This is a genomic window from Paracoccus sp. ME4 (genome assembly GCF_046736325.1).
Taxonomy (GTDB): Bacteria; Pseudomonadota; Alphaproteobacteria; order Rhodobacterales; family Rhodobacteraceae; genus Paracoccus.
This window is the reverse complement of record NZ_CP151276.1, coordinates 2,966,236-2,988,979: the sequence shown is the minus strand read 5'-3', so window position 1 is coordinate 2,988,979 and position 22,744 is coordinate 2,966,236. Positions and strand designations below refer to the sequence as shown.

General features: G+C 68.9%; 20 protein-coding genes, 1 tRNA gene and 1 riboswitch. Of the genes, 8 read left to right on the top strand and 13 right to left on the bottom strand.

Translation table 11 applies throughout. The features are described from left to right. Nucleotides 1-3 precede the first annotated feature (3 nt). From AACG61_RS15215 to gcvT, 8 genes are all read right to left on the bottom strand, one after another. Nucleotides 4-828, bottom strand: coding sequence for a carbohydrate ABC transporter permease (locus tag AACG61_RS15215; protein WP_411837943.1), 825 nt, complete (start codon nucleotides 826-828; stop codon nucleotides 4-6). A 10-nt stretch (nucleotides 829-838) separates the two neighbouring features. Next, nucleotides 839-1,708 (bottom strand): carbohydrate ABC transporter permease, encoded by an 870-nt coding sequence (locus tag AACG61_RS15210; protein ID WP_411837942.1) that lies wholly within the window; start codon nucleotides 1,706-1,708, stop codon nucleotides 839-841. A 60-nt stretch (nucleotides 1,709-1,768) separates the two neighbouring features. Continuing rightward, nucleotides 1,769-3,094 carry an ABC transporter substrate-binding protein gene (locus AACG61_RS15205; RefSeq protein ID WP_411837941.1) on the bottom strand — a complete coding sequence of 442 codons (1,326 nt, stop codon included), beginning with the start codon at nucleotides 3,092-3,094 and terminating at the stop codon, nucleotides 1,769-1,771. A gap of 148 nt (nucleotides 3,095-3,242) precedes the next feature. Then, a complete protein-coding gene (locus AACG61_RS15200; protein ID WP_411837940.1) occupies nucleotides 3,243-4,199 on the bottom strand; it encodes a sugar-binding transcriptional regulator in 957 nt (318 codons plus the stop codon). Nucleotides 4,200-4,363: 164 nt separating this feature from the next. Further along, nucleotides 4,364-4,439 (bottom strand) — tRNA-Ala (locus AACG61_RS15195). A gap of 70 nt (nucleotides 4,440-4,509) precedes the next feature. Further along, nucleotides 4,510-7,344, bottom strand: a complete 2,835-nt coding sequence (gene gcvP, locus AACG61_RS15190) for an aminomethyl-transferring glycine dehydrogenase (RefSeq protein ID WP_411837939.1) — start codon at nucleotides 7,342-7,344, stop codon at nucleotides 4,510-4,512. A 112-nt stretch (nucleotides 7,345-7,456) separates the two neighbouring features. Further along, complete coding sequence (gene gcvH / locus AACG61_RS15185) at nucleotides 7,457-7,816, bottom strand: glycine cleavage system protein GcvH (RefSeq protein ID WP_411837938.1); 360 nt, start codon at nucleotides 7,814-7,816, stop codon at nucleotides 7,457-7,459. A 7-nt stretch (nucleotides 7,817-7,823) separates the two neighbouring features. After that, a complete protein-coding gene (gcvT, locus tag AACG61_RS15180; RefSeq protein WP_411837937.1) occupies nucleotides 7,824-8,939 on the bottom strand; it encodes a glycine cleavage system aminomethyltransferase GcvT in 1,116 nt (371 codons plus the stop codon). 145 nt (nucleotides 8,940-9,084) lie between these two features. Continuing rightward, nucleotides 9,085-9,174, bottom strand: a riboswitch (glycine riboswitch). A 145-nt stretch (nucleotides 9,175-9,319) separates the two neighbouring features. On the opposite strand from gcvT, the gene AACG61_RS15175 reads away from it, so the two are divergent. Beyond that, the gene (locus AACG61_RS15175; protein WP_411837936.1) at nucleotides 9,320-11,023 is read left to right on the top strand and encodes a glycosyl transferase family 90; all 1,704 of its coding nucleotides are present in this window, start codon (nucleotides 9,320-9,322) and stop codon (nucleotides 11,021-11,023) included. On the opposite strand, the gene AACG61_RS15170 is transcribed toward AACG61_RS15175, so the two are convergent. The 5 genes from AACG61_RS15170 to AACG61_RS15150 form a co-directional block, all read right to left on the bottom strand. Next, nucleotides 11,020-12,099: an ABC transporter ATP-binding protein gene (locus AACG61_RS15170; RefSeq protein WP_411837935.1), complete on the bottom strand. Its 1,080-nt coding sequence runs from the start codon at nucleotides 12,097-12,099 to the stop codon at nucleotides 11,020-11,022. The genes AACG61_RS15175 and AACG61_RS15170 overlap by 4 nt on opposite strands. A 67-nt stretch (nucleotides 12,100-12,166) precedes the next feature. Next, nucleotides 12,167-12,946, bottom strand: a complete 780-nt coding sequence (locus AACG61_RS15165) for an SDR family oxidoreductase (protein ID WP_411837934.1) — start codon at nucleotides 12,944-12,946, stop codon at nucleotides 12,167-12,169. Between the two features lie 137 nt (nucleotides 12,947-13,083). After that, on the bottom strand, nucleotides 13,084-13,767 hold the full coding sequence (gene rpe, locus AACG61_RS15160; protein WP_411837933.1) for a ribulose-phosphate 3-epimerase: 684 nt from the start codon (nucleotides 13,765-13,767) through the stop codon (nucleotides 13,084-13,086). An 85-nt stretch (nucleotides 13,768-13,852) separates the two neighbouring features. Continuing rightward, nucleotides 13,853-14,515, bottom strand: a complete 663-nt coding sequence (locus AACG61_RS15155) for a flagellar hook capping FlgD N-terminal domain-containing protein (RefSeq protein WP_411837932.1) — start codon at nucleotides 14,513-14,515, stop codon at nucleotides 13,853-13,855. Between the two features lie 9 nt (nucleotides 14,516-14,524). Then, nucleotides 14,525-15,949: a flagellar hook-length control protein FliK gene (locus AACG61_RS15150; RefSeq protein ID WP_411837931.1), complete on the bottom strand. Its 1,425-nt coding sequence runs from the start codon at nucleotides 15,947-15,949 to the stop codon at nucleotides 14,525-14,527. A gap of 102 nt (nucleotides 15,950-16,051) precedes the next feature. Here AACG61_RS15150 and AACG61_RS15145 point away from each other — a divergent pair, with 102 nt between their 5' ends. The 7 genes from AACG61_RS15145 (at nucleotide 16,052) to carB (ending at nucleotide 22,738) form a co-directional block, all read left to right on the top strand. Beyond that, complete coding sequence (locus AACG61_RS15145) at nucleotides 16,052-16,300, top strand: hypothetical protein (protein WP_411837930.1); 249 nt, start codon at nucleotides 16,052-16,054, stop codon at nucleotides 16,298-16,300. Next, nucleotides 16,297-16,614: a hypothetical protein gene (locus AACG61_RS15140; RefSeq protein ID WP_411837929.1), complete on the top strand. Its 318-nt coding sequence runs from the start codon at nucleotides 16,297-16,299 to the stop codon at nucleotides 16,612-16,614. The genes AACG61_RS15145 and AACG61_RS15140 overlap by 4 nt, the downstream gene beginning before the upstream one ends. A 166-nt stretch (nucleotides 16,615-16,780) precedes the next feature. Then, on the top strand, nucleotides 16,781-17,626 hold the full coding sequence (locus tag AACG61_RS15135) for a flagellin (RefSeq protein ID WP_411837928.1): 846 nt from the start codon (nucleotides 16,781-16,783) through the stop codon (nucleotides 17,624-17,626). Nucleotides 17,627-17,711: 85 nt separating this feature from the next. Further along, complete coding sequence (gene flaF / locus AACG61_RS15130) at nucleotides 17,712-18,077, top strand: flagellar biosynthesis regulator FlaF (RefSeq protein ID WP_411837927.1); 366 nt, start codon at nucleotides 17,712-17,714, stop codon at nucleotides 18,075-18,077. After that, entirely contained in the window at nucleotides 18,074-18,478 is a 405-nt protein-coding gene (gene flbT / locus AACG61_RS15125; RefSeq protein WP_411837926.1) for a flagellar biosynthesis repressor FlbT, read from the top strand. The genes flaF and flbT overlap by 4 nt, the downstream gene beginning before the upstream one ends. A gap of 7 nt (nucleotides 18,479-18,485) precedes the next feature. Continuing rightward, entirely contained in the window at nucleotides 18,486-19,259 is a 774-nt protein-coding gene (locus tag AACG61_RS15120; protein ID WP_411837925.1) for a DUF1217 domain-containing protein, read from the top strand. Between the two features lie 140 nt (nucleotides 19,260-19,399). After that, nucleotides 19,400-22,738, top strand: coding sequence for a carbamoyl-phosphate synthase large subunit (carB, locus tag AACG61_RS15115; protein WP_411837924.1), 3,339 nt, complete (start codon nucleotides 19,400-19,402; stop codon nucleotides 22,736-22,738). Nucleotides 22,739-22,744 lie beyond the last annotated feature (6 nt).

Sequence of the window (22,744 nt, the reverse complement as noted above, 5' to 3'; positions counted from 1 at the left end):
CCCTTATTTCACCGCGCCGAAGGTCAGGCCGCGGACAAGTTGCTTCTGGCTGAACCAGCCCATGATCAGGATCGGCGCAATGGCCATGACGGATGCCGCCGAGAGCTTCGCCCAGAACAGCCCCTGCGGGCTGGAGAAGCTGGCGATGAAGGCCGAGAGCGGCGCCGCGTTGGTGGTGGTCAGCTGGATGGTCCAGAACGCCTCGTTCCAGGCCAGGATGATGTTCAACAGCATGGTCGAGGCGATGCCCGGCACCGCCATGGGCGTCAGCACATAGAGGATCTCGTCCTTCAGCCCGGCACCGTCCATGCGCGCGGCCTCCAGGATCTCTCCGGGGATCTCGCGGAAATAGGTGTAGAGCATCCAGACCACGATCGGCAGGTTGATCAGCATCAGCATGACCGTCAGGCCGATCCGCGTGTCCATCAGCCCGGTGCGCAGGAAGATCAGATAGATCGGCACCAGCACCGCGACCGCGGGCATCATCTTGGTGGACAGCATCCACATCAGGATGTCCTTGGTCCGCTTGGTGGGCGAGAAGGCCATGGCCCAGGCCGCCGGGATCGCCACGATCAGCGCCAGGAGGGTCGAGCCCACTGCCAGGATCACGGAATTGGTGAAGGGCCGCCAGTAGTCGTTCTGCGTCTGGACGGCGCGAAAACTCTCCAGCGTGAAGGAGGGGATCAGGTCGAAGCCTGCGATCGCCTCCTGTTCGGATTTCAGGCTGGTGATGATCGTGTAGAGGATCGGGAAGAAGATCACCAAGGCAACGATCCAGGCGGCCAGGGAATAGAGGGTCTTGGTTCGGGTGCTGACGACGCGGGCCATGGGATGCTCCTCAATCCAGGTTCTTGCCGACGGCGCGCATCAGGAAGACCGCGACGATATTGGCCAGGATGACCGCGATGATGCCGCCCGCCGCCGCCCCTCCGATGTCGAAGTTCAGCCGCGCCGCGCGATAGATCAGGTAGGTCAGGTTGGTGGAGGCATTGCCTGGGCCGCCGTTGGTGGTCACCAGGATCTCGGCATAGATGCCCAGCAGGAAGATGGTCTGGATCAGCACCACCACGGTGATCGCGCGGGCCAGATGCGGCAGGGTCAGGTGGATGAAGCGGCTGATGGGACCTGCGCCGTCCATCTCGGCGGCCTCCATCTGCTCGCCGTCCAGCGATTGCAGTGCGGTCAGCAGGATCAGCGTGGCAAAGGGAAGCCATTGCCAGGCCACGATGATGATGATCGAGGTCAGCGGATATTGTGCGAACCAGTCCACCGGCTGCACGCCGATCCAGCGCGCGATGTCGGCGAAGACGCCATAGGACGGGTGCATGATCATGTTCTTCCAGATCAGCGCGGCCACCGGCGGCATCACGAAGAACGGGGAGATGATCAGGATGCGCACGATCCCCTGGCCCCAGATCGGCTTGTCGATCAGCAGCGCGATGGCGATGCCCAGGGTGACGGTGATGGCCAGGACGCCCAGCACCAGCGCCAGCGTGTTCCAGATCGCGTCGAAGAAGGCCGGGTCGGAATAGAAGTACTGATAGTTGAACCAGCCCGCCCAGCTGACGGCGGTCGGGTTCAGCAGGTTGTAGTTCAGGAACGAGTAGTAGAGCGTCATCCCCAACGGGACGATCATCCAGATCAGCAGCAGGATGATGGCGGGTGCGCGCATCAGGCGCGCGAGACCGGCGGTCTGGCGGGTGGCCATGGCTTGCGTCCTTTGCGGGGGATGGATGCGCCGCCCCCATGCGGGGCGGCGCGGGGGCGCTTACTTCGGATAGCCGGCGCGGGCCATCTCACGCGCGGTGGCGGACTGGGCCGCGGCCAGCGCGTCCTCGGCCGACATCTGACCGGCCAGGGCCGCTGAGAAGGTCTGTCCGACCGCCGTGCCGATGCCCTGGAACTCGGGGATCGCCACGAACTGACCGCCCGTGTAGGGGATGTCCTGCACCGAGGATTTCTGCGTGTCGGCGGCGTTGATCGCCTCCAGCGTCATCGCGGCGAAGGGCGCGGCCTCCTGATAGGCGGGGTTCTCGTAGAGCGAGGTCCGCGTGCCCGGAGGGGCGGCGCGCCAGCCCTCGGCCTCGGCCACCATGTTGGTATAGTCCTTGCTGGTGGCCCAGGCCACGAAGGTCTTGGCCGCCTCCTGCTTCTGGCTGGAGGCCGGGATGGCCAGGTTCCACGCCCACAGCCAGTTGCCGTGATTGTCGACGCCTTCCTTGTTGGGGAACTGCGCAAAGCCCACGCTGTCCGCGACGGTCGAATCCTCGGGGTCGGTCACGAAGCTTGCGGCGACGGTCGCGTCGATCCACATGCCGCACTTGCCCTGCTGGAACAGCGACAGGTTCTCGTTGAAGCCGTTCGACGACGCGCCCGGAGGACCGTATTCGTTCATCAGCGTCAGATAGTCGGTCAGCGTCGCCTGCCATTCGGGGCTGTCGAACTGGGGCGCCCATTCCATGTCGAACCAGCGCGCGCCATAGCTGTTGGCCATGGCGGTCAGGAAGGCCATGTTCTCGCCCCAGCCCGGCTTGCCGCGCAGGCAGATGCCATAGACCTCGTTCTCCTTGTCGGTCATCGCCTGCGCGGCCGCGGTGATGTCGGTCCAGGTCGGATTGGCGGGAATGGTCACGCCGGCGGCCTCGGCCAGGTCGGTGCGATACATCACCATGGCCGATTCCGCATAGAAGGGCGCGGCATAGAGCGTGTCGTCCACCGACAGGGCGGCGCGCACGGCGGGGACAAGATCGTCCACGTCATAGCCCTCGGGAAGGTCGCTCAGCGGCGTCAGCCAGCCTTGGGCGGCCCAGATCGGAACCTCGTAGGTGCCGATGGTCAGCACGTCGTACTGCCCGCCGCTGGTGGCGATGTCGGTGGTGACGCGCTCGCGCAGGATGTTCTCCTCCAGCGTGACCCATTCCAGCTGGATGTTCGGGTTCGCCTCGGTGAAGGGCGCGGTCATCTGCTGCATGCGGATCATGTCGCCGTTGTTCACGGTCGCGATGGTCAGCGTCACGGGGTCCTGTGCGGCGGCAAGACTGCCGACCGCGCACAGCGCAGTGGCGCCCAGAAGGGCGCGGAATGTCGTCGTCATGGTCATCCTCCCTGAGCACTTGGGCATTTGCCCGTGCCATGGGCATATACTCAGGGTGAGGATGGATTCTGTCAACAAAGATTCCCCGCCGCATCGCAGCGACGGGGTCGGATCCGGATCAGGCCCTTGGGCGCGCAGGGAAAATCCGTCAGCCCAGCAGGCGTTCGGCGCTGGCCTCCGAGGTCACAAGGCCGTTCACCAGCCCGCCGATCAGCGCGCCGCGAATCGCCGGCAGCTTGGCCTGACCCGAGGCCACCGCGACGACCGGCCGCCCGCTGCCCACCGGCAGCGGCGCCGAGGCCACTCGCCGGTTGAAGTCGCAGTCGATCACCCGACCCCGGTCGTCATAGACCCAGCTGGTGATCTCTCCGACGGCGCCGGCGCGGTGCAGCTGATCCATCTCGGCATCCGAGAGGAAGCCGTCCACATGCAGCGGCGCGGTCATGTCCATCTGCCCGATGCCCACCAGCGACAGGTCGGCCCGCGCACAGAGGTCGATGGTATTGCGCGCCGCCTGCTGGGCCTGCATCGCGGCCAGTTCCGCCGCATCCCCGGCCAGCACCGGCAGCGGATAGGGGTAATGCGGCGCGCCGATGCGCTCGGCCAGCCGGATCGTCGCGTTGTAGGGCGTGGCCGAGCCGTCCTGCATCATGTTGCCCAGCCTGGAGACCACGACATGCTGCGGGCAGGACATGCGGGGCAGCTGTTCGACCATGGCACGCAGGTTGCGCCCGGTGCCAAGCGACACGATCCGCCGCTCGGGCGATTTCAGCACCCGCTCCAGCAGGGCGGCGGCGGTGATGGCGACCCCGGTCAGCAGTTCGGGGGCCTCGGGGTCGGAGGGGACGACCTCGGCGGTCTGCAGGCCGAAGCGGTCGCGCAGCGCGGCGGCCAGGTCCATGCAGCGTCCGATGGGGTGGTCCAGCCGCACCTTGACCAGCCCCTCGCCGATGGCCATCGCCACCAGACGCTGCGCGGTCTGGCGGCTGACGGCCATCTTGCGCGCGATTTCGTCCTGGGTGTTGCCGGCGACAAAATACAGCCAGCCCGCCCGCGCCGCATCGTCCAGCCGCGTCGTCTCGGGGGTGAAGCGGTTCTGGCTCATGCCGCATCCTCGCCCAGGGCGATGGCGCGGGGAGGATGGGCGTCGATCTGATCCACGAGTGCCGCCTTCTGTCAGTGTCACGCCCCAGATAGGGCCAAACCCGCCCGCGTGGAATAGGGGTGACGGCAGCGGCGTTGCGCGGCGATGATCGCGTGTCGGTGAGATGGTGGAGCCGAGGGGAATCGAACCCCTGACCTCGTCATTGCGAACGACGCGCTCTACCAACTGAGCTACGACCCCACGTGCGCCCTGATGTATCGGGCGCGGCCGAATTGTCAAGGGGCCGGGTCGTCGACCCGGCCCCTTTCCGTCACTCCGCAGCTTGCGCGTAGCTTTCCAGCGGCGGGCAGGTGCAGATCAGGTTGCGGTCGCCATGGGCATTGTCCACGCGCCCGACCGGGGGCCAGTACTTGTCCACACGGAAGGCGCCCGGCGGGAAGCAGCCCTGTTCGCGCGAATAGGGGCGGTCCCATTCGCGGACCAGATCCTCGACCGTGTGGGGCGCGTGGCGCAGCGGGCTCTGATCCGCGGCGATGCGGCCCTCGGCCACCTCGGTGATCTCGTCTCGGATCGCCAGCAGCGCGGTGATGAAGCGGTCGATCTCGGCCTTGGTCTCGCTCTCGGTCGGCTCGACCATCAGCGTGCCGCTGACCGGCCAGCTCATCGTGGGGGCGTGGAAACCGTTGTCGATCAGGCGCTTGGCGATGTCGTCCACGGTCACGCCATGTTCGGCAAAGGGCCGCGTGTCGATGATGCATTCATGCGCCACCCGGCCGCGATTGCCCATGAACAGGATCGGATAGGCCCCGGCCAGCCGCGCCGCGATATAGTTCGCGTTCAGGATCGCCACGCGGGTGGCCTGCGTCAGGCCCTCGCCGCCCATCATCAGGCAATAGGCCCAGCTGATCAGCAGGATCGAGGCCGACCCATAGGGCGCCGCCGACACGGCTCCTTCGCCGCCCTGCGGATCACCCGGCAGGAAAGGCGCCAGATGCGCCTTGACCCCGATCGGCCCCATGCCGGGGCCGCCGCCGCCATGCGGGATGGCGAAGGTCTTGTGCAGGTTCAGGTGGCTGACATCGCCGCCGATCTCTCCGGGCTTCACCAGACCGACCAGCGCGTTCATGTTCGCGCCGTCGATATAGACCTGACCGCCATGCTCATGCGTGATGTCGCAGACCTGCCGCACGGTGTCCTCGAAGACGCCATGGGTCGAGGGATAGGTGATCATCACCGCCGCCAGACGGTCGCCCGCCTTGGCCGCCTTGTCGGCAAAATCCTCCAGGTCGATGTCGCCGTTCGGGGCGGATTTCACGACCACCACCTGCATCCCGCACATCTGCGCGCTGGCCGGATTCGTGCCATGCGCGGACACCGGGATCAGGCAGATGTCGCGCTCCTCGCCCCGCGCCTTGTGATAGGCCTGGATGGTCAGCAGCCCGGCATATTCCCCCTGCGCGCCGCTGTTCGGCTGCATGGAGAAGGCGTCGTAGCCGGTGATCACGCACAGCTTCTGGGTCAGGTCCGCGATCGCCTCATGATACCCCGCCGCCTGATCGGCAGGCGCAAAGGGATGCAGCGCGCCGAATTCCGGCCAGGTGATCGGCATCATCTCGGCCGCGGCGTTCAGCTTCATGGTGCAGCTACCAAGCGGAATCATCGCCCGGTCCAGCGCCAGGTCCCGGTCCGACAGGCGGCGCATATAGCGCATCATCTCGGATTCGGCGCGGTTCATGTGAAAGACCGGATGGGTCAGGTAATCACTCTCGCGGAGCAGCGCCTCCGGGATCGCGGGCGCGGTCGCCGCCGGTGCCGCATCGGTGATCCCGAACGCGTCCAGCAGGCGAATGATCACGCCCGCATCGGTCGTCTCGTCCACGCTGATGCCCACGCGGTCGCGGCCGACCTTGCGCAGGTTGATGCCGCGATGACGCGCGGCGGCCATGATGCCCTGCTGGCCCACGCCCACCTTGACGGTGATCGTGTCAAAGAACGCCTCCGGCGCGACCTCGGCCCCCGCAGCACGCAGGGCATCGGCCACCGTCACTGCGTGCAGATGCACCCGCTGCGCGATGGCGCGCAGGCCCACCGGCCCGTGGAACACCGCATAGAACCCCGCCATCACCGCCAGCAGCGCCTGCGCGGTGCAGACGTTGCTGGTGGCCTTCTCGCGGCGAATATGCTGCTCGCGCGTCTGCAGCGACAGGCGCAGCGCCTGGTTGCCGGAACTGTCGATGCTGACTCCGACGATGCGCCCCGGCATCGCCCGCTTCAGCGCGTCACGGCAGGACATGAAGGCCGCATGCGGCCCGCCATAGCCCATCGGCACGCCGAAGCGCTGCGACGATCCGACGGCGATGTCCGCGCCCATCGCGCCCGGCTCCTTCAGCACGCACAGCGCCAGAAGGTCGGTCGCCACGATGGCCAGCGCGCCCGCGGCATGCAGCGCCTCGATCTCGGGGGTCAGGTCGCGGACATGGCCATAGGTGCCGGGATACTGGAACACCGCGGCAAAGACCTGGTCCGCCACCAGATCGTCGACCGAGCCCTTGATGATGCGGATGCCCAAGGGCGCCGCCCGCGTCTCGATCACCGCGATGGTCTGCGGGTGCAGGTCATGGGCCACGAAGAACGCGTCGGCCTTGGACTTCGACTGCCGCCGCGCCATGGCCATCGCCTCGGCCGCCGCGGTCGCCTCGTCCAGCAGCGATGCGTTCGCCACCGGCAGCCCGGTCAGATCCGCGACCATGGTCTGGAAGTTCAGCAGCGCCTCCAGCCGCCCCTGTGCGATCTCGGGCTGATAGGGGGTATAGGCCGTGTACCAGGCCGGGTTCTCCAGGATGTTGCGCTGGATCGCGGGGGGCGTGACGGTCCCGTAATAGCCCTGCCCGATCAGGCTGGTCATCACGCGGTTCTTCTCGGCCACCTCGCGCATCCGCGCCAGCAGCCCGGCTTCGGACAGGGCCGGCCAGTCCAGCGCATCCGACTGGCGGATGGCGGCGGGCACGGTCTGCTCGATCAGCTGGTCCAGGCTGTCGGCGCCCACCGCCTTCAGCATCGCCTCCATCTCGACCGGAGACGGGCCGATATGGCGCCGGTTGGCGAAATCGTCGGGGTTGTATGTGCTTGCGGTCCAGCGGCTCATCACGCCTCCTTGCGGGGCGGGCCAGCCCCTTCTTCTTCACGGAAATATCCTCGGGGGGTCCGGGGGGCGAAGCGCCCCCGGCCTTCGCCGGGCCCCAAGGCCCGGCTGTCGCTCACTCGACCAGCGCCTTGTAGGCCGCCTCGTCCATGAACCCGTCCATCGCACCCGCATCCGCAGGCTTGATGCGGAAGAACCAGGCCGTCATCGGATCGCCGTTCACGTCGCCGGGCGCATCGGCCAGCGCGGCGTTCACCGCCGTGATCACGCCCGCCACCGGCGCCGCGATGTCGGAGGCGGCCTTGACGCTCTCGATCACCACGACCTCGTCGCCTGCCGCGACCTCGCGCCCCTCCTCGGGCAGCTCGATGAAGACGACATCGCCCAGCTGTTCGCTGGCATGTTTCGTGATGCCCACGACGATCTCGTCGCCCTCGGCGCGCAGCCATTCGTGGTCTTCGGTGTATTTCAGCATGATGTCCTCAGCGTTTGTAGGAGGGGGTGACGAAGGGCAGGGCGCAGACCGTCAGCGGCACGCGCTTGCCGCGCAGCTCGGCCTCGATCGTGGCGCCGTCGGGGATGTCGGCGGGAATGCGCGCCATGGCGATCGGTCCGACGACAGAGGGGCCGAAACCGCCCGAACTGACCGTCCCGATCGGCGTCCCGTCCGGCGCGAACAGCACGACCCCCTCGCGGATCGGCGCGCGGCCCTCGGGGCGCAGCCCGCGGCGGGTGACGGCGGGCGATCCCAGCTCGGCCAGCACCACATCGGCGCCCGGGAACCCGCCCGCGCGCGCGCCACCAGAGCGGCGGACCTTGGGGATCGACCAGCCAAGCGCCGCCTGCGCCGGCGTCACGCCCTGATCCATGTCATGACCGTAAAGCGGCATCCCCGCCTCCAGCCGCAGCGAATCGCGCGCGCCCAGACCGATGGGCGCGACCTCGGGCTGATCCAGCAGCGCCCGGGCAAACGCCTCCAGCCGCGCCTCGGGCACCGAGATCTCGAACCCGTCCTCGCCGGTATAACCCGACCGAGAGATCCACAGCGCGACCCCGTCCCAGTCCAGCACAGCGCTGTCCATGAACCGCATGTCGGCCACGCCCGGCACCAGCCGCGCCAGCGCCGCCTCCGCCTGCGGCCCCTGCAGCGCAATCAGCCCGCGATCGGTCACCGGCGTCACCGTCACGCCCGATAGCCTGCGCAGATGCGCGATGTCCTGTTCCGCACAGGCGGCGTTCACGACCAGCAGGTAGTGATCGCCCCGGTTGGCGAACATCAGGTCGTCCACGACCCCGCCCGCATCATTGGTGAACAGCCCGTAACGCTGCCGACCCGGCGCCAGGCCCGCGACGTCGGCGGGGATCAGCGTCTCCAGCGCGGCGGCGGCGGTGGCCATGTCGCCATCGTCCGGCGTCACCAGCACCTGGCCCATATGGCTGACATCGAACAGTCCGGCCTGGGCGCGGGTGTGCAGATGTTCGGCCATCACGCCCATCGGGTACTGGACGGGCATCTCCCAGCCCGCGAAGGGTACCATGCGGGCGCCCTGTTCGACATGAAGGTCGTAAAGACCCGTCCGGCGGCTCGTCTCGGCCATCTGGCCTCCTGCGTCTGCGCCGGGCAACCGGCATCGGTGGGCCGGGGGGTGCCCCCCGAACGTCGATGCCCCCTCTGTCCCTGCCGCAAGCGGCGCCTGAGATCGTTATCCCTTCGGCGGGCCTCTCGGCCACTCTCCAGAGTTCTTGGGGAAGACGGTCCTTTCGCCTGAGAGCTTGCCGGGGCGGCTTCTCCTTCGGCCCCGGCGCAGCGCCGGTGTCTCCCGAATTCCTGCCCTCGGTGCTAGCCGCGCGTCCGCTGCAAGGCAAGACCTTTGTCGCAGCCGGACGCCCAAGCGGCGCTTTTCGCCCATGGGACGGGCAGGCGTTGACAGGGGCGCAGGCCCTGCCCATCGTCGCGCCGAACCCCGGACACACGATCATGCCGCCCAAATTCTTCCAGATCGGTTTCAACAAATGCGGCACGACCTTCATCGCGCGGCTGTTCGACCTGAACCGCATCCCCGCCGCGCATTGGCTGGAGGGGGCGCTGGCCGATGACATCGCCCATGCGAAGCTGTCGGGCAGCCGACCCCTGGCGCGATGGGCCGACGGCATCACGGCCTTCACCGACATGGAGTCGGTGCGCTTCCTGAACATGCCGGTGATCGAGGCGTTCAAGGATTACGCCCTGCTGGACGCGCATTATCCCGGCGCGGTCTTTCTGCTGAACACCCGCCGGGTCGAGGACTGGATCGCCAGCCGCTATCTGCACCGGGGCGGCGCCTATGCGCGCAGCATCGCGGCGGCGATGGACGTGCCTCTGGGCGCCCTGGGCGACATCTGGGCGGCGGACTGGGACGCGCATCTGGCGGGCGTGCGCGCGCATTTCGCGGGACGCGAGCGCTTCATCGACATCGACATCGACGAGGCCGCCCCCGAGGATTACCGCACCGCCCTGTCCCCCTGGTACGACCTGCCGCATCTGCCGCCCCTGCCGGGCGCAGGGGTGCGCCGCGCGCGCCGGACAACCCTGCCGCAGGTCCTGGCGATGATGGACGAACCCCAGCCCGGCGCGGAGGAGGACCCCGACCGCCGCGCGCAGCTGGCCACCCGCCTGGCGCGCCTGGCCGCGCCCGCCCGCCTGCGGCAGAAGGGCAGCATCGACCGCCCGCCGCATGGTCAGGCGCTGTGCCTGGACCTGGAGCGCGATCAGCTGCACGGCGCCGACGGGACGGTGATGCCGCTGATCCGCGGACCGCAGGGTCTGTTCCATCTGGCCGCCGAACGGCCCGGCCTGCTGCGCGCCGCGGCCATGGCCAACGACATCGCGCAGGTGACCGGGCACGGCCGCTACTGGCTGGACCCGCGCCCCGCGACCTGGGCGGGCAGCGGCCCCGACGATCCGGCGGACGGCCCGCTGATCGCGTCGCTGCGCCGTCGCGGGGCGCGCAACGTCTTTCTGTGGCCCGCGCCGTGGCGGCACCGCATCGGTAATGCGGGCTTTCCCGGCAGCCCGGTCGCGGCCGGTCCCGAATGGGACGACCGGGCCGACATCCTGTCCTGGCGCGGCACGCTGTCGGGCCATGCGCCCGACGACCGCCGGCCCGCCGAGGCGCTGATCACCGCGCTGGAGCGCGATCCGCACGGCCCGGCCCGCGCCCTGCTGCCGCGGACCGGACGCTGGCGCGTGCTGTCCGCCCTGGCCGGGCGGGCGGGCATGGATCTGGCACTGATCCCGGATGCGCGGCGCGACGGGGTGCTGGCCCGCGCCGGCCTGACCGCCCCGGTCCCGGTGGCCGCAGCGGGGACGCCTGCGCGCTTTCATCTGGCGCTGTCCGGGTCCGAGGGGGATGCCGACGCCCTGCCGCTGCTGGGCGGTCAGGCGCTGGTCCTGATCGAGGAGGACGGGTGGGAGGGCTTCGTCACCGGCCTGTTCCGCGCCCATCGGCACTATCTGCCGCTGGCGCCGGGCTGCACCGATCTGGACCGGCAGCTGGACTGGGCGCGCGCCCATCCGCAGGAATGCCGCCAGATGGTGCGGCAGGCCCGGCGCCTCTGGGCGCGGCTGGCCGATCCGGCGGGACGGCGGCTGCATCTGGGGCAGGTGCTGGCCGATTACCGCCGCGCCACGGGCCAGGACTAGCCGCGCGGAAAGACGAAGACCCGGTCGCGGCGCAGCATCACCCACATCGGCGTGCCCGGCGGCGGCAGGAACACTCCCGGCACGGTCGCGTTCAGGGCGATGGCGCCCTCGTCGGTCGCGAACTCCACCAGCGATTCGCGACCCAGATAGCGGGCGCGGGTGACGCGGGCCCGCGCCGCGGTGCCGTTCTCCGCCGTGGGGGCGGGGCCCTGACCCGCGCGGTCGAAGTCGATCTTCAGGTGCTGCGGGCGGATGACGATGTCGACCTCCGCCCCGTCGGGCAGGCCGGGGGTCAGGAACTCTCCGAAGGGGGTCGCGGTCAGCGCGCCCCGCACGCGGCCGGTCAGCACGTTGATGTCGCTGAAGAAGGCCGCCGCCTGCCGGTCCACCGGCGCGTTGTAGAGGTTGTAGGGCGCCCCCTGCTGCACGATCCGGCCCGCCCGCATCAGCAGGATCTGGTCGGCCATGCGCATCGCCTCGTGCGGCTCATGGGTGACCAGCAGGACGGCGGTGCCCTCCTCCTTCAGCAGGGCCAGCGTCTCGTCGCGGATGCCGTCGCGCAGGCGTTCGTCCAGACCGCTGAAGGGCTCGTCCATCAGCAGGACGCGCGGCCGGGGCGCCAGCGCGCGGGCCAGGGCCACGCGCTGCTGCTCTCCGCCCGACAGCTCATGCGGCCAGCTGTCGATGTGGCGGCCCATGCGCACGCGATCCAGCAGTTCGCCCACGCGGTCGCGGTTGGCCTTCCAGCCGCCGGGCAGGCCGAAAGCCACGTTCTCGCGCACCGGCAGATGCGGGAACAGGGCAAAGTCCTGGAACATCAGCCCGATGGCGCGGCGCTCGGGCGGGACGCGGACCTGCGTGTCGCAGACCAGCTGGCCATCGACGAAGATCCGCCCCCGGTCCTGCATGTCCACGCCCGCCACGATGCGCAGCGTGGTCGACTTGCCGCAGCCCGAGGGGCCCAGCAGGCAGGCCACCTGGCCCGCCTCGACCCGGAAGCTGACATCGTCCACCACCGCCCGCCCGTCAAAGCGGCGGGTCAGTCCCTGAACGTCCAGGCGGGGGGGCAGGGTCACGGGAAATCCTTGGCGTTTCGGTCGGGCGTGCCTATCAGGCACGCCCCCCTCCTGCAACCGCGCGGCCTTACACGGTCACGTTCAGCGCGCCCCCGTCCAGCAGCAGGTTCTGCCCGACGATGAACTGCGCATGCCGGCTGCACAGGAAGGCGCAGGCGGCGCCGAAATCCTCGGCCGTGCCATAGGTGCCGGTCGGGATGCCCGCCTGACGCTGCGCGCGGGCCTGATCGACGGTGATGCCCTGCGCCTTGGCCACACCCCCGTCCAGGCTGTCGGCCCGGTCGGTGGCGTGGATGCCGGGCAGCAGGTTGTTCACGCAGACGCCCTTGCCCGCCACCTGCCGCGACATGCCCGCCACGAACCCGGTCAGCCCGGTCCGCGCCGTGTTGGACAGCCCCAGCACCGAGATCGGAGCACGGACCGAGCCCGAGGTGATGTTCACCACCCGGCCCCAGCCCCGATCCATCATCCCCGGCACCAGCGCCTGCATCAGCGCGATGGCCGACAGCATGTTGGCGTCCAGCGCCCGGATGAAGTCGTCGCGCGACCAGTCCTGCCAGTTGCCCGGCGGCGGGCCTCCCGCATTGGTCACCAGGATGTCGGCATGGCCCACGGCCTCCAAGACGCGGGCGCGGCCCTCCTCGGTGGTGATGTCGGCGGCGACGGGGGTGACCTCGACGCCATGGCGTTCGGCGATCTCATGGGCGGTGCGGGTGATCTCGGCCTCGGTGCGGGCGTTGATGACCAGGTTCACGCCCGCCTCGGCCAGCGCCTCGGCGCAGCCGCGCCCCAACCCCTTGGAGGCCGCGCAGACCAGCCCCCGCTTGCCCCTGATGCCCAGATCCATCGCGTCCTCCTGATGCTTGCGCGGCGCAGGAGACGCGGGCGGGGCGGCATTGTCAAACGCGATGACGTCGCGGCTCGGGGCGGGGCGCAGCCCCGCGGCGGGGAAGGGGCCTCGATGGCCCCGCCGCCGCCTCCCGCTCAGCCCGCGATGGCCTCGCGGATCGCGCGCATGTTGGCGCCGTAGACCTCCGCACGCTCCACCGAGCCGCCCTTGAAGACCGCCGATCCCGCGACCAGCACATCGGCCCCGGCCTTCGCCACAAGTGGCGCCGTCGACGGGTCCACCCCGCCATCGACCTGGATGTGGATCGGCCGGTCGCCGATCATCTCGCGGATGCGGGCGATCTTGCCAAGCTGGCCGTGGATGAACCGCTGTCCCCCGAAGCCTGGGTTCACCGTCATGACCAGCACCATGTCGCAGAGGTCCAGCAGGTATTCGACCGCCTCGGCCGGGGTGCCGGGGTTCAGCGCGATGCCGGCCTTCTTTCCCGTCGCGCGGATCGCCTGCAGCGTGCGGTGCGGATGGGGTCCGGCCTCGACATGGGCCGTGATCATGTCGGCGCCCGCCTCGGCATAGGCCTCGATATAGGCATCGACCGGGGCGATCATCAGATGCACGTCCATGACGGTCTTCACATGCGGGCGGAACGCCTTCACCGCCGGCGGGCCGAAGGTCAGGTTCGGCACGAAATGCCCGTCCATCACGTCCACATGCACCCAATCCGCGCCCTGATCTTCGATCGCGCGGATCTCGGCCCCGAAATTGGCGAAATCGGCAGAGAGGATCGACGGGGCGATCTTGATCCGGCGGTCGAAATCCATGGCTGTCTCCTTGAGCGTCGGCGCGGGGAAGATGGCTGCGGCCTGCCCGCTGGCGCGCGCCACGTCAAGCCCGCGATGGGCGGCGTCAGGCCGGATCGCGCAGTGCGGTGACCTCCGACGCCAGAGCCGAGCCGCCGCCCTCGAAGACCACGCGCCCGCCATCCGCGTCGAACTGGGCCTCCACGATCCGGGCATAGGCCCCGACGCGCGACTCCTGGATCAGCTCGCCCCCGCGCCGGCTCTCCAGCGTGAAGCTGTAGAGCCCGTCGGCCAGCTTGGCCCCTTCGGCATTGCGGCCCAGCCAGTCCAGCTGACCCACGCCCGGCCCGATCTCCTCGCGCGTCACCTCGCGGCCCTGCGCGTCGCGGGTCACCAGCTGGACGCTGTCGGCCAGGCTGTGGGGCGCCACGTCCAGCGTGATCGGATCGTCGCCGAACCAGACCGGGGCCGTGGTGCGCGCCTCCTTGCCGATCCAGCCCGCGATGCCCGCGCCACCGCTCTGTCCGGCCATCTGCTCCAGGAACCGGTTGCTCAGCGCCGCCTGCTCTACGCCCGCGAAGGTCGCCAGCTGGATGGCGAAATCGGTGCTTTCCATCGGGTTCAGCGGGTCCTGATTCGTCAGCTGCGCGGTCAGCATCGTCAGGAAGGTCTGGAAATCCGCCCCCGCGCTGGCTCCGGCAAAGCTGCCACCCGCAGTGGTCGAGGGGGTCGTGACAGGGGTCGAGGTCGCAGTGATCGCGTCAACCATGGTGGTCTCCTACAGTCTGATGTCGATGCGGCGGTCGCTGAGCGGTGCCTGGGACAGGCGGACCGCCGCGGCCGCGGGCAGGGCGGGGCCGTCCGACAGGCTGTCGCCCGCCTCTCCGTCGGCTCGGCGCCAAGTCTGGTCCGGTCGCGCCATCCGCTCGTCCTGACGGAAGTCCAGCGTGCCCGCGGTGATTCCCGCCTCGGCTAGCTGCTGCGTCAGCAGGTCGGCGTTGCGCCGGATCAGGTCCAGCGTCTCGGGGCGTTCGGCCCAGATGGTGATCTGGCCGCGATCCGCCCCGGTCATGACCAGCCGCAGGCGCCCCAGCTCCTCGGGAGACAGGGCGATCTCGGTGCGGTCGCCCCGCGCCGTCACGACCGCCTCGGCCACCTGCTGCATCACCGGGCGCGGATCGTGCTGGACGGTGGCGCCGGCGGGTCCGGTCGCCGAGGCGCGTGCCGGACCGTGCAGCGACGGATCGTGCCCGCCCTCCAGCCCGTGCACCAGGGCGGCCATGCTGTCCGCAAGCCCGGCGGGCAGATCGGCGCTCCGCGCGACGGCCGGCGAATCGCCGCCGGGTGCCGCGGCCGAGATGGCGGCAGGTGCCGGTCCTTGCGTCACCCGGTCGGACACGGTGGCGGTGGCCTTCGGCGTCACCGCGTCCGGGGGCGGCATTCCGGGATGCAGGGGGGCCTTGCCGGGCTCGATCCGCTTTGCCGACGGCGTCGCGGTGAGGGCGGCAGCCGTGCCGCCCTGCAGCGGCGCGGCCACCGAGGCCGGCATTTCAGGATGCAGGGGGGCGTTGCTGGACTCGATCCGCTTTGCCGACGGCGTGGCGGTGAGGGCGGCCGCCGTGCCCGCCTGCAGCGGCGCCGACGCTTCCGGCTCAGTCGCGGTGGAGGCGATCGCCGGTCGCGTCGGCCGGGGCTCGGGTATGCCGCCCACGGGTCGCGCAGGCTGTGGCGGCGCCTCGGTCGCGGCCGCAGAATGGGGTGCGGATGCGACGGGCATCGCGACGGGAGACACCGGCAGATCGGGCGTGGCGGTCGTGACGGCGGTCATCTCGGGGAGGGGGACATCCGCGTCGCCTGCGGGGGCGTCGATCGCCGGCGGGGTCCCGCCCTCGCCCTCGACCGTCATCTGCGGCAATTGGGGCAGGCCCGCCGCCAGTGCCTCCATCGCGGGATCGCTGCCCGGAACGGCGGCGAAATCCGGACTGAGCCCTGCCTGCCCCGCCAGCCAGCGCGCCAGCGCGTCGCCCGGAGGGGCCGTGTGCGGCGTGGCGGGCGTCCCTGCCGTCCAGTCCGGCATCACCAGCTCCGCCCCCGGCCAGGCGGCGAACCCGGAATCGCCCATCGGCAACGGCATCGTCGCCGGCGTGGCTGGGACGCCGTCCATCCGGGGCGCTGCGGTCGGAATCATCTGGATGTCGGCCATGGAGCGAACCTTTCGCGGTTTTTTCCCTGATACCCGTGATTCCTTACCAATTATTTACCGCTCTGGCGTGAATATCGGCCCCATCCGATCCAATGCGGGGACATGATGCAGATCGAACCGATACAACCCAAGACCCTGACGGGCGGTGCGCCTCTCTCGGCCGCCGACAAGCTGGAACAGGCCTTTCTGGAGGAGATGCTGAAATACTGCGGCCCCTCCGCCTCCGAAGGCGGCTTCTCCGGCGGCGCCGGGGAGGAGCAGTTCTCCAGCTTCCTCACGCGCGAGCATGCGGGCCAGATGGCCCGCCGCCTGGACCTGGGCTTCGCAGGCCTGCTGGAGGGCCGAGCATGAGCCGCGCCCTGACCCGCGAGGTCGCCCAGATCCGCGCAGCACTTCTGGCCGGGAACCCGCAGGCCGCCCTGTCCGCGCTGGACGAGATGACGCGAATTGCCGCCCGCAAGGGCATCGACGCGGCCACGCGCGACGCGCTGGAGCCCGCCATGGCGGAGATCCGCATGCTGGCCCAGGCCTCGCTGAAGGGGGCCCAGCAGGCCGCCGAACAGGTGCGCGCCATCGTGATGGCCGCGCGCAGCCTGCAGACCTACGATTCCCTGGGCCGCCGCACGGTCAGCGAGACCCGCGCGAACGCACCGCAAAGGTTTTGATAAAATGCGCCGGAAGGTTTGTTTGAGACGAGGGTTCCAATTCACTACTTGTCAATAACCGGCCGCTAAACCGGAGACATGCCAGGGAAAAGGCAAGGGCAACCGCCCGACAGGTCAGAAGGCCACAAGATGCAATCCCGGTGCGAAGCACCTGATGGAGGACAATATGACCAGCATTCTGACCAACAACAGCGCCATGGTCGCTCTGCAGACCCTGAAGAGCATCAACTCGCAGCTGGGTAAAACCCAGGCCGACATCGCGACCGGCAAGTCGGTCGCCAACGCCAAGGACAACGCCGCCGTCTGGGCGATCTCGAAGGTCATGGAGACCGACCAGTCGGGCTTCAAGACGATCCAGTCGAACCTGAACGTGGCCGACTCGGTCGTCGGCACCGCCCGCAAGGGTGCCGAGGAAGTCGTCAAGCTTCTGACCGAAATGAAGAACCTGGCCATCGGCGCCGGCAACGACGCTGCCGACTTCGGCAAGATCCAGACGGACATCGACGGCAAGATGGCCCAGATCAACGCGGTCATCGGCGCGTCGCAGATGAACGGCATCAACCTGCTGAAGACCGACGTGAACGGCGCGGGCGCGACCGACTTCACCGTCCTGGGGTCGCTGGACCGCACGAACGGCACCGTCGCGACCGCATCCAGCGACATCGTCGTCGCGGGCGTGGATTTCGAGGCCAACATCAGTGGCGCCGTCCCCACGGCGATCACCGATCAGGCCACGGCCAAGACCGCGATCGGCGAGATCGAGGCCCTGCTGGACATCGCGGTCCAGGGTGCCGCCGATCTGGGCTCCTCGGGCAAGCGGATCTCGGACCAGTCGAACTTTGTGGGCGCGCTGGCCGACTCGCTGAAAGCCGGTGTCGGCTCGCTGGTGGACGCCGACATGGAAGAGGCCTCGGCCCGCCTCCAGGCGCTGCAGACCCAGCAGCAGCTGGGCATCCAGGCGCTGTCGATCGCCAACCAGGCGCCGGGCGCCGTGATGTCGCTCTTCCGCTGATGAAGACCGGCGGGCGCCTTCGGGCGCCCGCCACCCCAGACAGAATTCCAGGCCTTGATCTCACTCCAGAACGGGAAGCACGATCTTGAACGCGGTAACGCCACTCACCGACCATGGCTACAGGACATCCGCCATCCGCTCGCCGCGCGATGCCGAATACGACATCTTCTCGCGGGTCACGCGCATGCTGCGCCAGGCGCCGCGCAAGGCGGACAACACCGACACCATCCAGGCGGTCTACAAGAACTCGGAACTCTGGACGCTGCTGGCGGCCGATCTGGCCGATCCCGGCAATGGCCTGCCCGACGAGGTCAAGGCCGGGCTGATCTCTCTGGCCGGTTTCGCGATCCGCCATGGTCGCGCGGTGACCCAAGGCGACGCCCTGACCGATCCGCTGATCGACATCAACATGACCGTCATGCGCGGCCTGCGGGGCGAGGGCGCGGCATGAGCGGCCTGGTCCTGAAGCTTGCCCCGAACGAGCGGGTGCTGATCAACGGCGCCGTGATCGAGAACGGCGACCGGCGCACCAAGATCGCGATCAAGACGCCGAACGTGAACGTGCTGCGCCTGCGCGACGCGATCCATCCCGACAGCGCGCGCACGCCCGTCTCGCGGGCCATGTACATCGCCCAGATGATCCTGTCGGGCGATGCGGACCCCGAGGACGGCCGCCGCCAGCTGCTGGTCGCGATCGAGCAGCTGAGCCAGGTCTTCGACGACCGGGACAGCCGCATCCTGCTGGCCGATGCCAGCGCCGCGGCGGTCGAGGCCAACGCCTATCAGGCGCTGCGCAAGCTGCGCGACCTGCTGCCCCGTGAGGCGCGGCTGTTCGCCGCCGCAAGGACATGAGGGCGCCATGACCATCTCTGTCGGTGCCACGGGCCTGCTGGGCTGGAAGATCGTCCAGCGGACCGAGGCCCGTCAGATCGAGGCCGTCGCCCGCGACCCGGTGGTCCAGCGCAACACTGCCTATTTCCGCGACACCATCGCGCGCACCACCAAGGCCGAGGAGCTGGTCAAGGACTTCCGTCTGTTCAGCACCACGCTGTCGGCCTTCGGACTGGAGGCCGATCTGCCCAACAAGGCCTTCATCCAGAAGGTTCTGGAATCCGATCCCGCGGATAAGTCGTCGCTGGTCAATCGTCTGGCCGACAAGCGCTATCTGCGCATGAACGAGGCGATGGGATACGGCTCGTCCAAGCCGGCCGAGGGTCTGGCCGACACGATCAGCACCGCCTTCGTGCAGCGAGAGTTCGAGCGCCGGATCGGCGAAAGTGACGACAATCTGCGCCTTGCGCTGAACGCGCGCCGTGAGGTGGCCCAGCTGGCCGAGCGGACCTCGTCGGACCGGACGCTATGGTTCGAGGTCATCGGCAACGCCCCGCTGCGCAAGGTCTTCCAAGGAGCGTTCGGCTTTGGCGACAACTATGGTCGGCTGGATATCGACCGGCAGTTCGAAGAGTATACCAAGGCCTCCGAGCGGCTGCTGGGAACGTCGAAGTTCGACGAGATCGCCAAGCCCGAGAATCTGGAGAAGCTGACCCAGACCTTCATGGTCCGCTCTCAGCTGACGACCGCCCCGGTGGCCAATCGGTACACCGCGGCGCTGACGCTGCTGCAGCGCGGGTGACGCAGCGGCAGGCCGACCCGCGCATCACCCCGGAATTCGACGGTCGGCCCGTCCGCCGCACCTTGCGCCCAAGACGTGGCTGGCTATAACCCCGGACGATTTGCCGAGATCGTTGCACGACCAGCCCGGGGGCCAGAACCATGCCGAAACGTACCGATATCAAGTCGATCCTGATCATCGGGGCAGGGCCCATCGTCATCGGGCAGGCCTGCGAGTTCGACTATTCCGGCGCCCAGGCCTGCAAGGCGCTGCGCGAGGAAGGCTATCGGGTCATCCTGGTCAACTCGAACCCCGCCACGATCATGACCGACCCGGAGATGGCCGACGCCACCTATATCGAGCCGATCACCCCCGAGGTCGTCGAGAAGATCATCGCCAAGGAACGCCCCGACGCCCTGCTGCCCACCATGGGCGGGCAGACCGGCCTGAACACCGCGCTGGCCCTGGCCGACAGCGGCGCGCTGAATCGCTACGGGGTCGAGCTGATCGGCGCGCAGCGCAGCGCCATCGAGATGGCCGAGGACCGCAAGCTGTTCCGCGAGGCGATGGACCGGATCGGCCTGGAAAACCCCAAGGCGACCATCGTCGCCGCCCCCAAGCTGGCCAGCGGCAAGTACGACGTCAATGCCGGCGTGCAGCAGGCGATGGACGCACTGGAGGAGATCGGCCTGCCCGCGATCATCCGCCCCGCCTTCACCCTGGGCGGCACCGGCGGCGGCGTGGCCTACAACCGCGACGATTACGAACGCATCGTGCGCTCGGGGCTGGACGCCTCGCCCGTGGCACAGGTTCTGGTCGACGAATCCCTTCTGGGCTGGAAGGAATACGAGATGGAGGTCGTGCGGGATCGCAACGACAACGCCATCATCGTCTGCGCGATCGAGAACATCGATCCGATGGGCGTGCATACCGGCGACAGCATGACCGTGGCCCCCGCCCTGACCCTGACCGACCGCGAATACCAGATCATGCGCACCGCCAGCATCGCGGTCCTGCGCGAGATCGGCGTCGAGACGGGCGGGTCGAACGTGCAATGGGCGGTGAACCCCGCCGACGGCCGCATGGTCGTGATCGAGATGAACCCCCGCGTGTCGCGCAGTTCGGCGCTGGCCTCCAAGGCGACGGGCTTTCCCATCGCCAAGATCGCAGCGAAGCTGGCCGTGGGCTATACGCTGGACGAGCTGGACAACGACATCACCCGCGTGACGCCCGCCAGCTTCGAGCCCAGCATCGACTATGTCGTCACCAAGATCCCGCGCTTCGCCTTCGAGAAGTTTCCTGGAAGCAAGCCCGAGCTGACCACCGCGATGAAGTCGGTGGGCGAGGTCATGGCCATCGGCCGCAGCTTCCACGAATCGCTGCAGAAGGCGCTGGCCTCGATGGAGAACGGCCTGACCGGCCTGGACGAGATCGCCATCGAGGGCGCCGCCGACCAGGGCAAGCCCGCCGTGATCGCCGCCCTGTCCAAGGCCACCCCCGACCGTATCCGCGTCATCGCCGAGGCCATGCGCTTTGGCCTGTCGGATGACGAGATCCACCGCGTCACCAAGTTCGACCCGTGGTTCCTGGCCCGCATCCGAGAGATCGTGGACGCCGAACATGTCATCCGCGAAAACGGCCTGCCCCAGGATGCCGACGGGCTGCGCCGCATCAAGATGATGGGCTTCACCGACGCGCGCCTGGCGCATCTGACCAAGCGTGACGAAGGCGACATCCGTCGCGCCCGCCGCGCCTTGGACATCCGACCCGTCTTCAAGCGCATCGACACCTGCGCGGCCGAGTTCGAGGCCCAGACCCCCTACATGTATTCGACCTACGAGGCCCCCGCGATGGGCGACGTGGAATGCGAATCGCGCCCCACGGCGGCGAAGAAGGTCGTGATCCTGGGCGGCGGTCCGAACCGCATCGGCCAGGGGATCGAGTTCGACTATTGCTGCTGCCACGCCTGCTTCGCGCTGACCAAGGCGGGCTATGAGACCATCATGGTCAACTGCAACCCCGAGACGGTCAGCACCGACTACGACACCTCGGACCGGCTGTATTTCGAACCGCTGACCTTCGAGCATGTGCTGGAGATCCTGCACACCGAACAGCAGAACGGCACGCTGCACGGCGTCATCGTCCAGTTCGGCGGCCAGACGCCCCTGAAGCTGGCCAATGCGCTGGAGGAGGAGGGCATCCCGATCCTGGGCACCAGCCCCGACGCCATCGACCTGGCCGAGGACCGCGAGCGGTTCCAGAAGCTGCTGAACGATCTGGGCCTGCGCCAGCCGATCAACGGCATCGCCAGCAGCGACGCGCAGGCGATCGAGATCGCCGAGCGCATCGGCTTCCCGCTGGTCATCCGCCCCTCCTATGTGCTGGGCGGCCGCGCGATGGAGATCGTGCGCGACATGGACCATCTGCGCCGCTACATCTCGGAGGCGGTGACGGTGTCGGGCAAGAGCCCGGTCCTGCTGGACAGCTACCTGTCGGGCGCGATCGAGGTCGATGTGGACGCGCTCTGCGACGGTGAGACCGTGCATGTCGCGGGCATCATGGAGCATATCGAGGAGGCGGGCGTCCATTCGGGCGACAGCGCCTGTTCGCTGCCGCCGCATACGCTGGACGCCGCGACCATCGCGGAGCTGAAGGTCCAGACCGAGGCCATGGCCCGCGCGCTGAAGGTCAAGGGCCTGATGAACGTGCAGTTCGCGCTGAAGGACGGGCAGATCTTCGTGCTGGAGGTCAATCCGCGCGCCAGCCGCACCGTGCCCTTCGTCGCCAAGGCCACCGACAGCGCCATCGCCTCGATCGCCGCGCGGCTGATGGCGGGCGAACCGATGTCGAACTTCCCGGCCCGCGCGCCCTATCCGGCGGGGGTCGGCCCCGAGACCGACCTTCCCTTCGCCGATCCGATGACGCTGGCCGATCCGATCACGCCCTGGTTCTCGGTCAAGGAGGCGGTGCTGCCCTTCGCCCGCTTCCCGGGCGTCGACACGCTCTTGGGCCCCGAGATGCGCTCGACCGGAGAGGTCATGGGCTGGGACCGCAACTTCGCGCGCGCCTTTCTCAAGGCGCAGATGGGCGCGGGCACGCATCTGCCGACCGAGGGCCGCGTGTTCCTGTCGGTCAAGGATGCCGACAAGACGCCCGCCCTGGCCCAGGCCGCGCGCGACCTGGTGGCGATGGGCTTCACCCTGATCGCGACCTCCGGCACGGCGGATTTCCTGGATGCCGAGGGCGTGGCCTCGACCCGCGTGAACAAGGTCTACGAGGGGCGCCCGAACATCGTCGACCGCCTGAAGAACGGCGAGATCGCGATGGTCCTGAACACGACCGAAGGCGCCCAGGCCATCGCCGACAGCCGCGAGATCCGCGCCGTCGCCCTCTACGACAAGATCCCCTATTTCACCACGGCCGCGGGGAGTATCGCCGCCGTGGCGGCGATCAAGTCGCGCGAGGAGGGGGAAGTCGGGGTCAGGTCGCTGCAGGCTTGACACTGG

Coding starts and splice junctions, on each gene's coding strand:
- AACG61_RS15215 (WP_411837943.1), bottom strand. CDS start 828: ATGGCCCGCGTCGTCAGCACCCGAACCAAGACCCTCTATTCCCTGGCC.
- AACG61_RS15210 (WP_411837942.1), bottom strand. CDS start 1,708: ATGGCCACCCGCCAGACCGCCGGTCTCGCGCGCCTGATGCGCGCACCC.
- AACG61_RS15205 (WP_411837941.1), bottom strand. CDS start 3,094: ATGACGACGACATTCCGCGCCCTTCTGGGCGCCACTGCGCTGTGCGCG.
- AACG61_RS15200 (WP_411837940.1), bottom strand. CDS start 4,199: ATGAGCCAGAACCGCTTCACCCCCGAGACGACGCGGCTGGACGATGCG.
- gcvP (WP_411837939.1), bottom strand. CDS start 7,344: ATGAGCCGCTGGACCGCAAGCACATACAACCCCGACGATTTCGCCAAC.
- gcvH (WP_411837938.1), bottom strand. CDS start 7,816: ATGCTGAAATACACCGAAGACCACGAATGGCTGCGCGCCGAGGGCGAC.
- gcvT (WP_411837937.1), bottom strand. CDS start 8,939: ATGGCCGAGACGAGCCGCCGGACGGGTCTTTACGACCTTCATGTCGAA.
- AACG61_RS15175 (WP_411837936.1), top strand. CDS start 9,320: ATGCCGCCCAAATTCTTCCAGATCGGTTTCAACAAATGCGGCACGACC.
- AACG61_RS15165 (WP_411837934.1), bottom strand. CDS start 12,946: ATGGATCTGGGCATCAGGGGCAAGCGGGGGCTGGTCTGCGCGGCCTCC.
- rpe (WP_411837933.1), bottom strand. CDS start 13,767: ATGGATTTCGACCGCCGGATCAAGATCGCCCCGTCGATCCTCTCTGCC.
- AACG61_RS15155 (WP_411837932.1), bottom strand. CDS start 14,515: ATGGTTGACGCGATCACTGCGACCTCGACCCCTGTCACGACCCCCTCG.
- AACG61_RS15150 (WP_411837931.1), bottom strand. CDS start 15,949: ATGGCCGACATCCAGATGATTCCGACCGCAGCGCCCCGGATGGACGGC.
- AACG61_RS15145 (WP_411837930.1), top strand. CDS start 16,052: ATGATGCAGATCGAACCGATACAACCCAAGACCCTGACGGGCGGTGCG.
- AACG61_RS15140 (WP_411837929.1), top strand. CDS start 16,297: ATGAGCCGCGCCCTGACCCGCGAGGTCGCCCAGATCCGCGCAGCACTT.
- AACG61_RS15135 (WP_411837928.1), top strand. CDS start 16,781: ATGACCAGCATTCTGACCAACAACAGCGCCATGGTCGCTCTGCAGACC.
- flbT (WP_411837926.1), top strand. CDS start 18,074: ATGAGCGGCCTGGTCCTGAAGCTTGCCCCGAACGAGCGGGTGCTGATC.
- AACG61_RS15120 (WP_411837925.1), top strand. CDS start 18,486: ATGACCATCTCTGTCGGTGCCACGGGCCTGCTGGGCTGGAAGATCGTC.
- carB (WP_411837924.1), top strand. CDS start 19,400: ATGCCGAAACGTACCGATATCAAGTCGATCCTGATCATCGGGGCAGGG.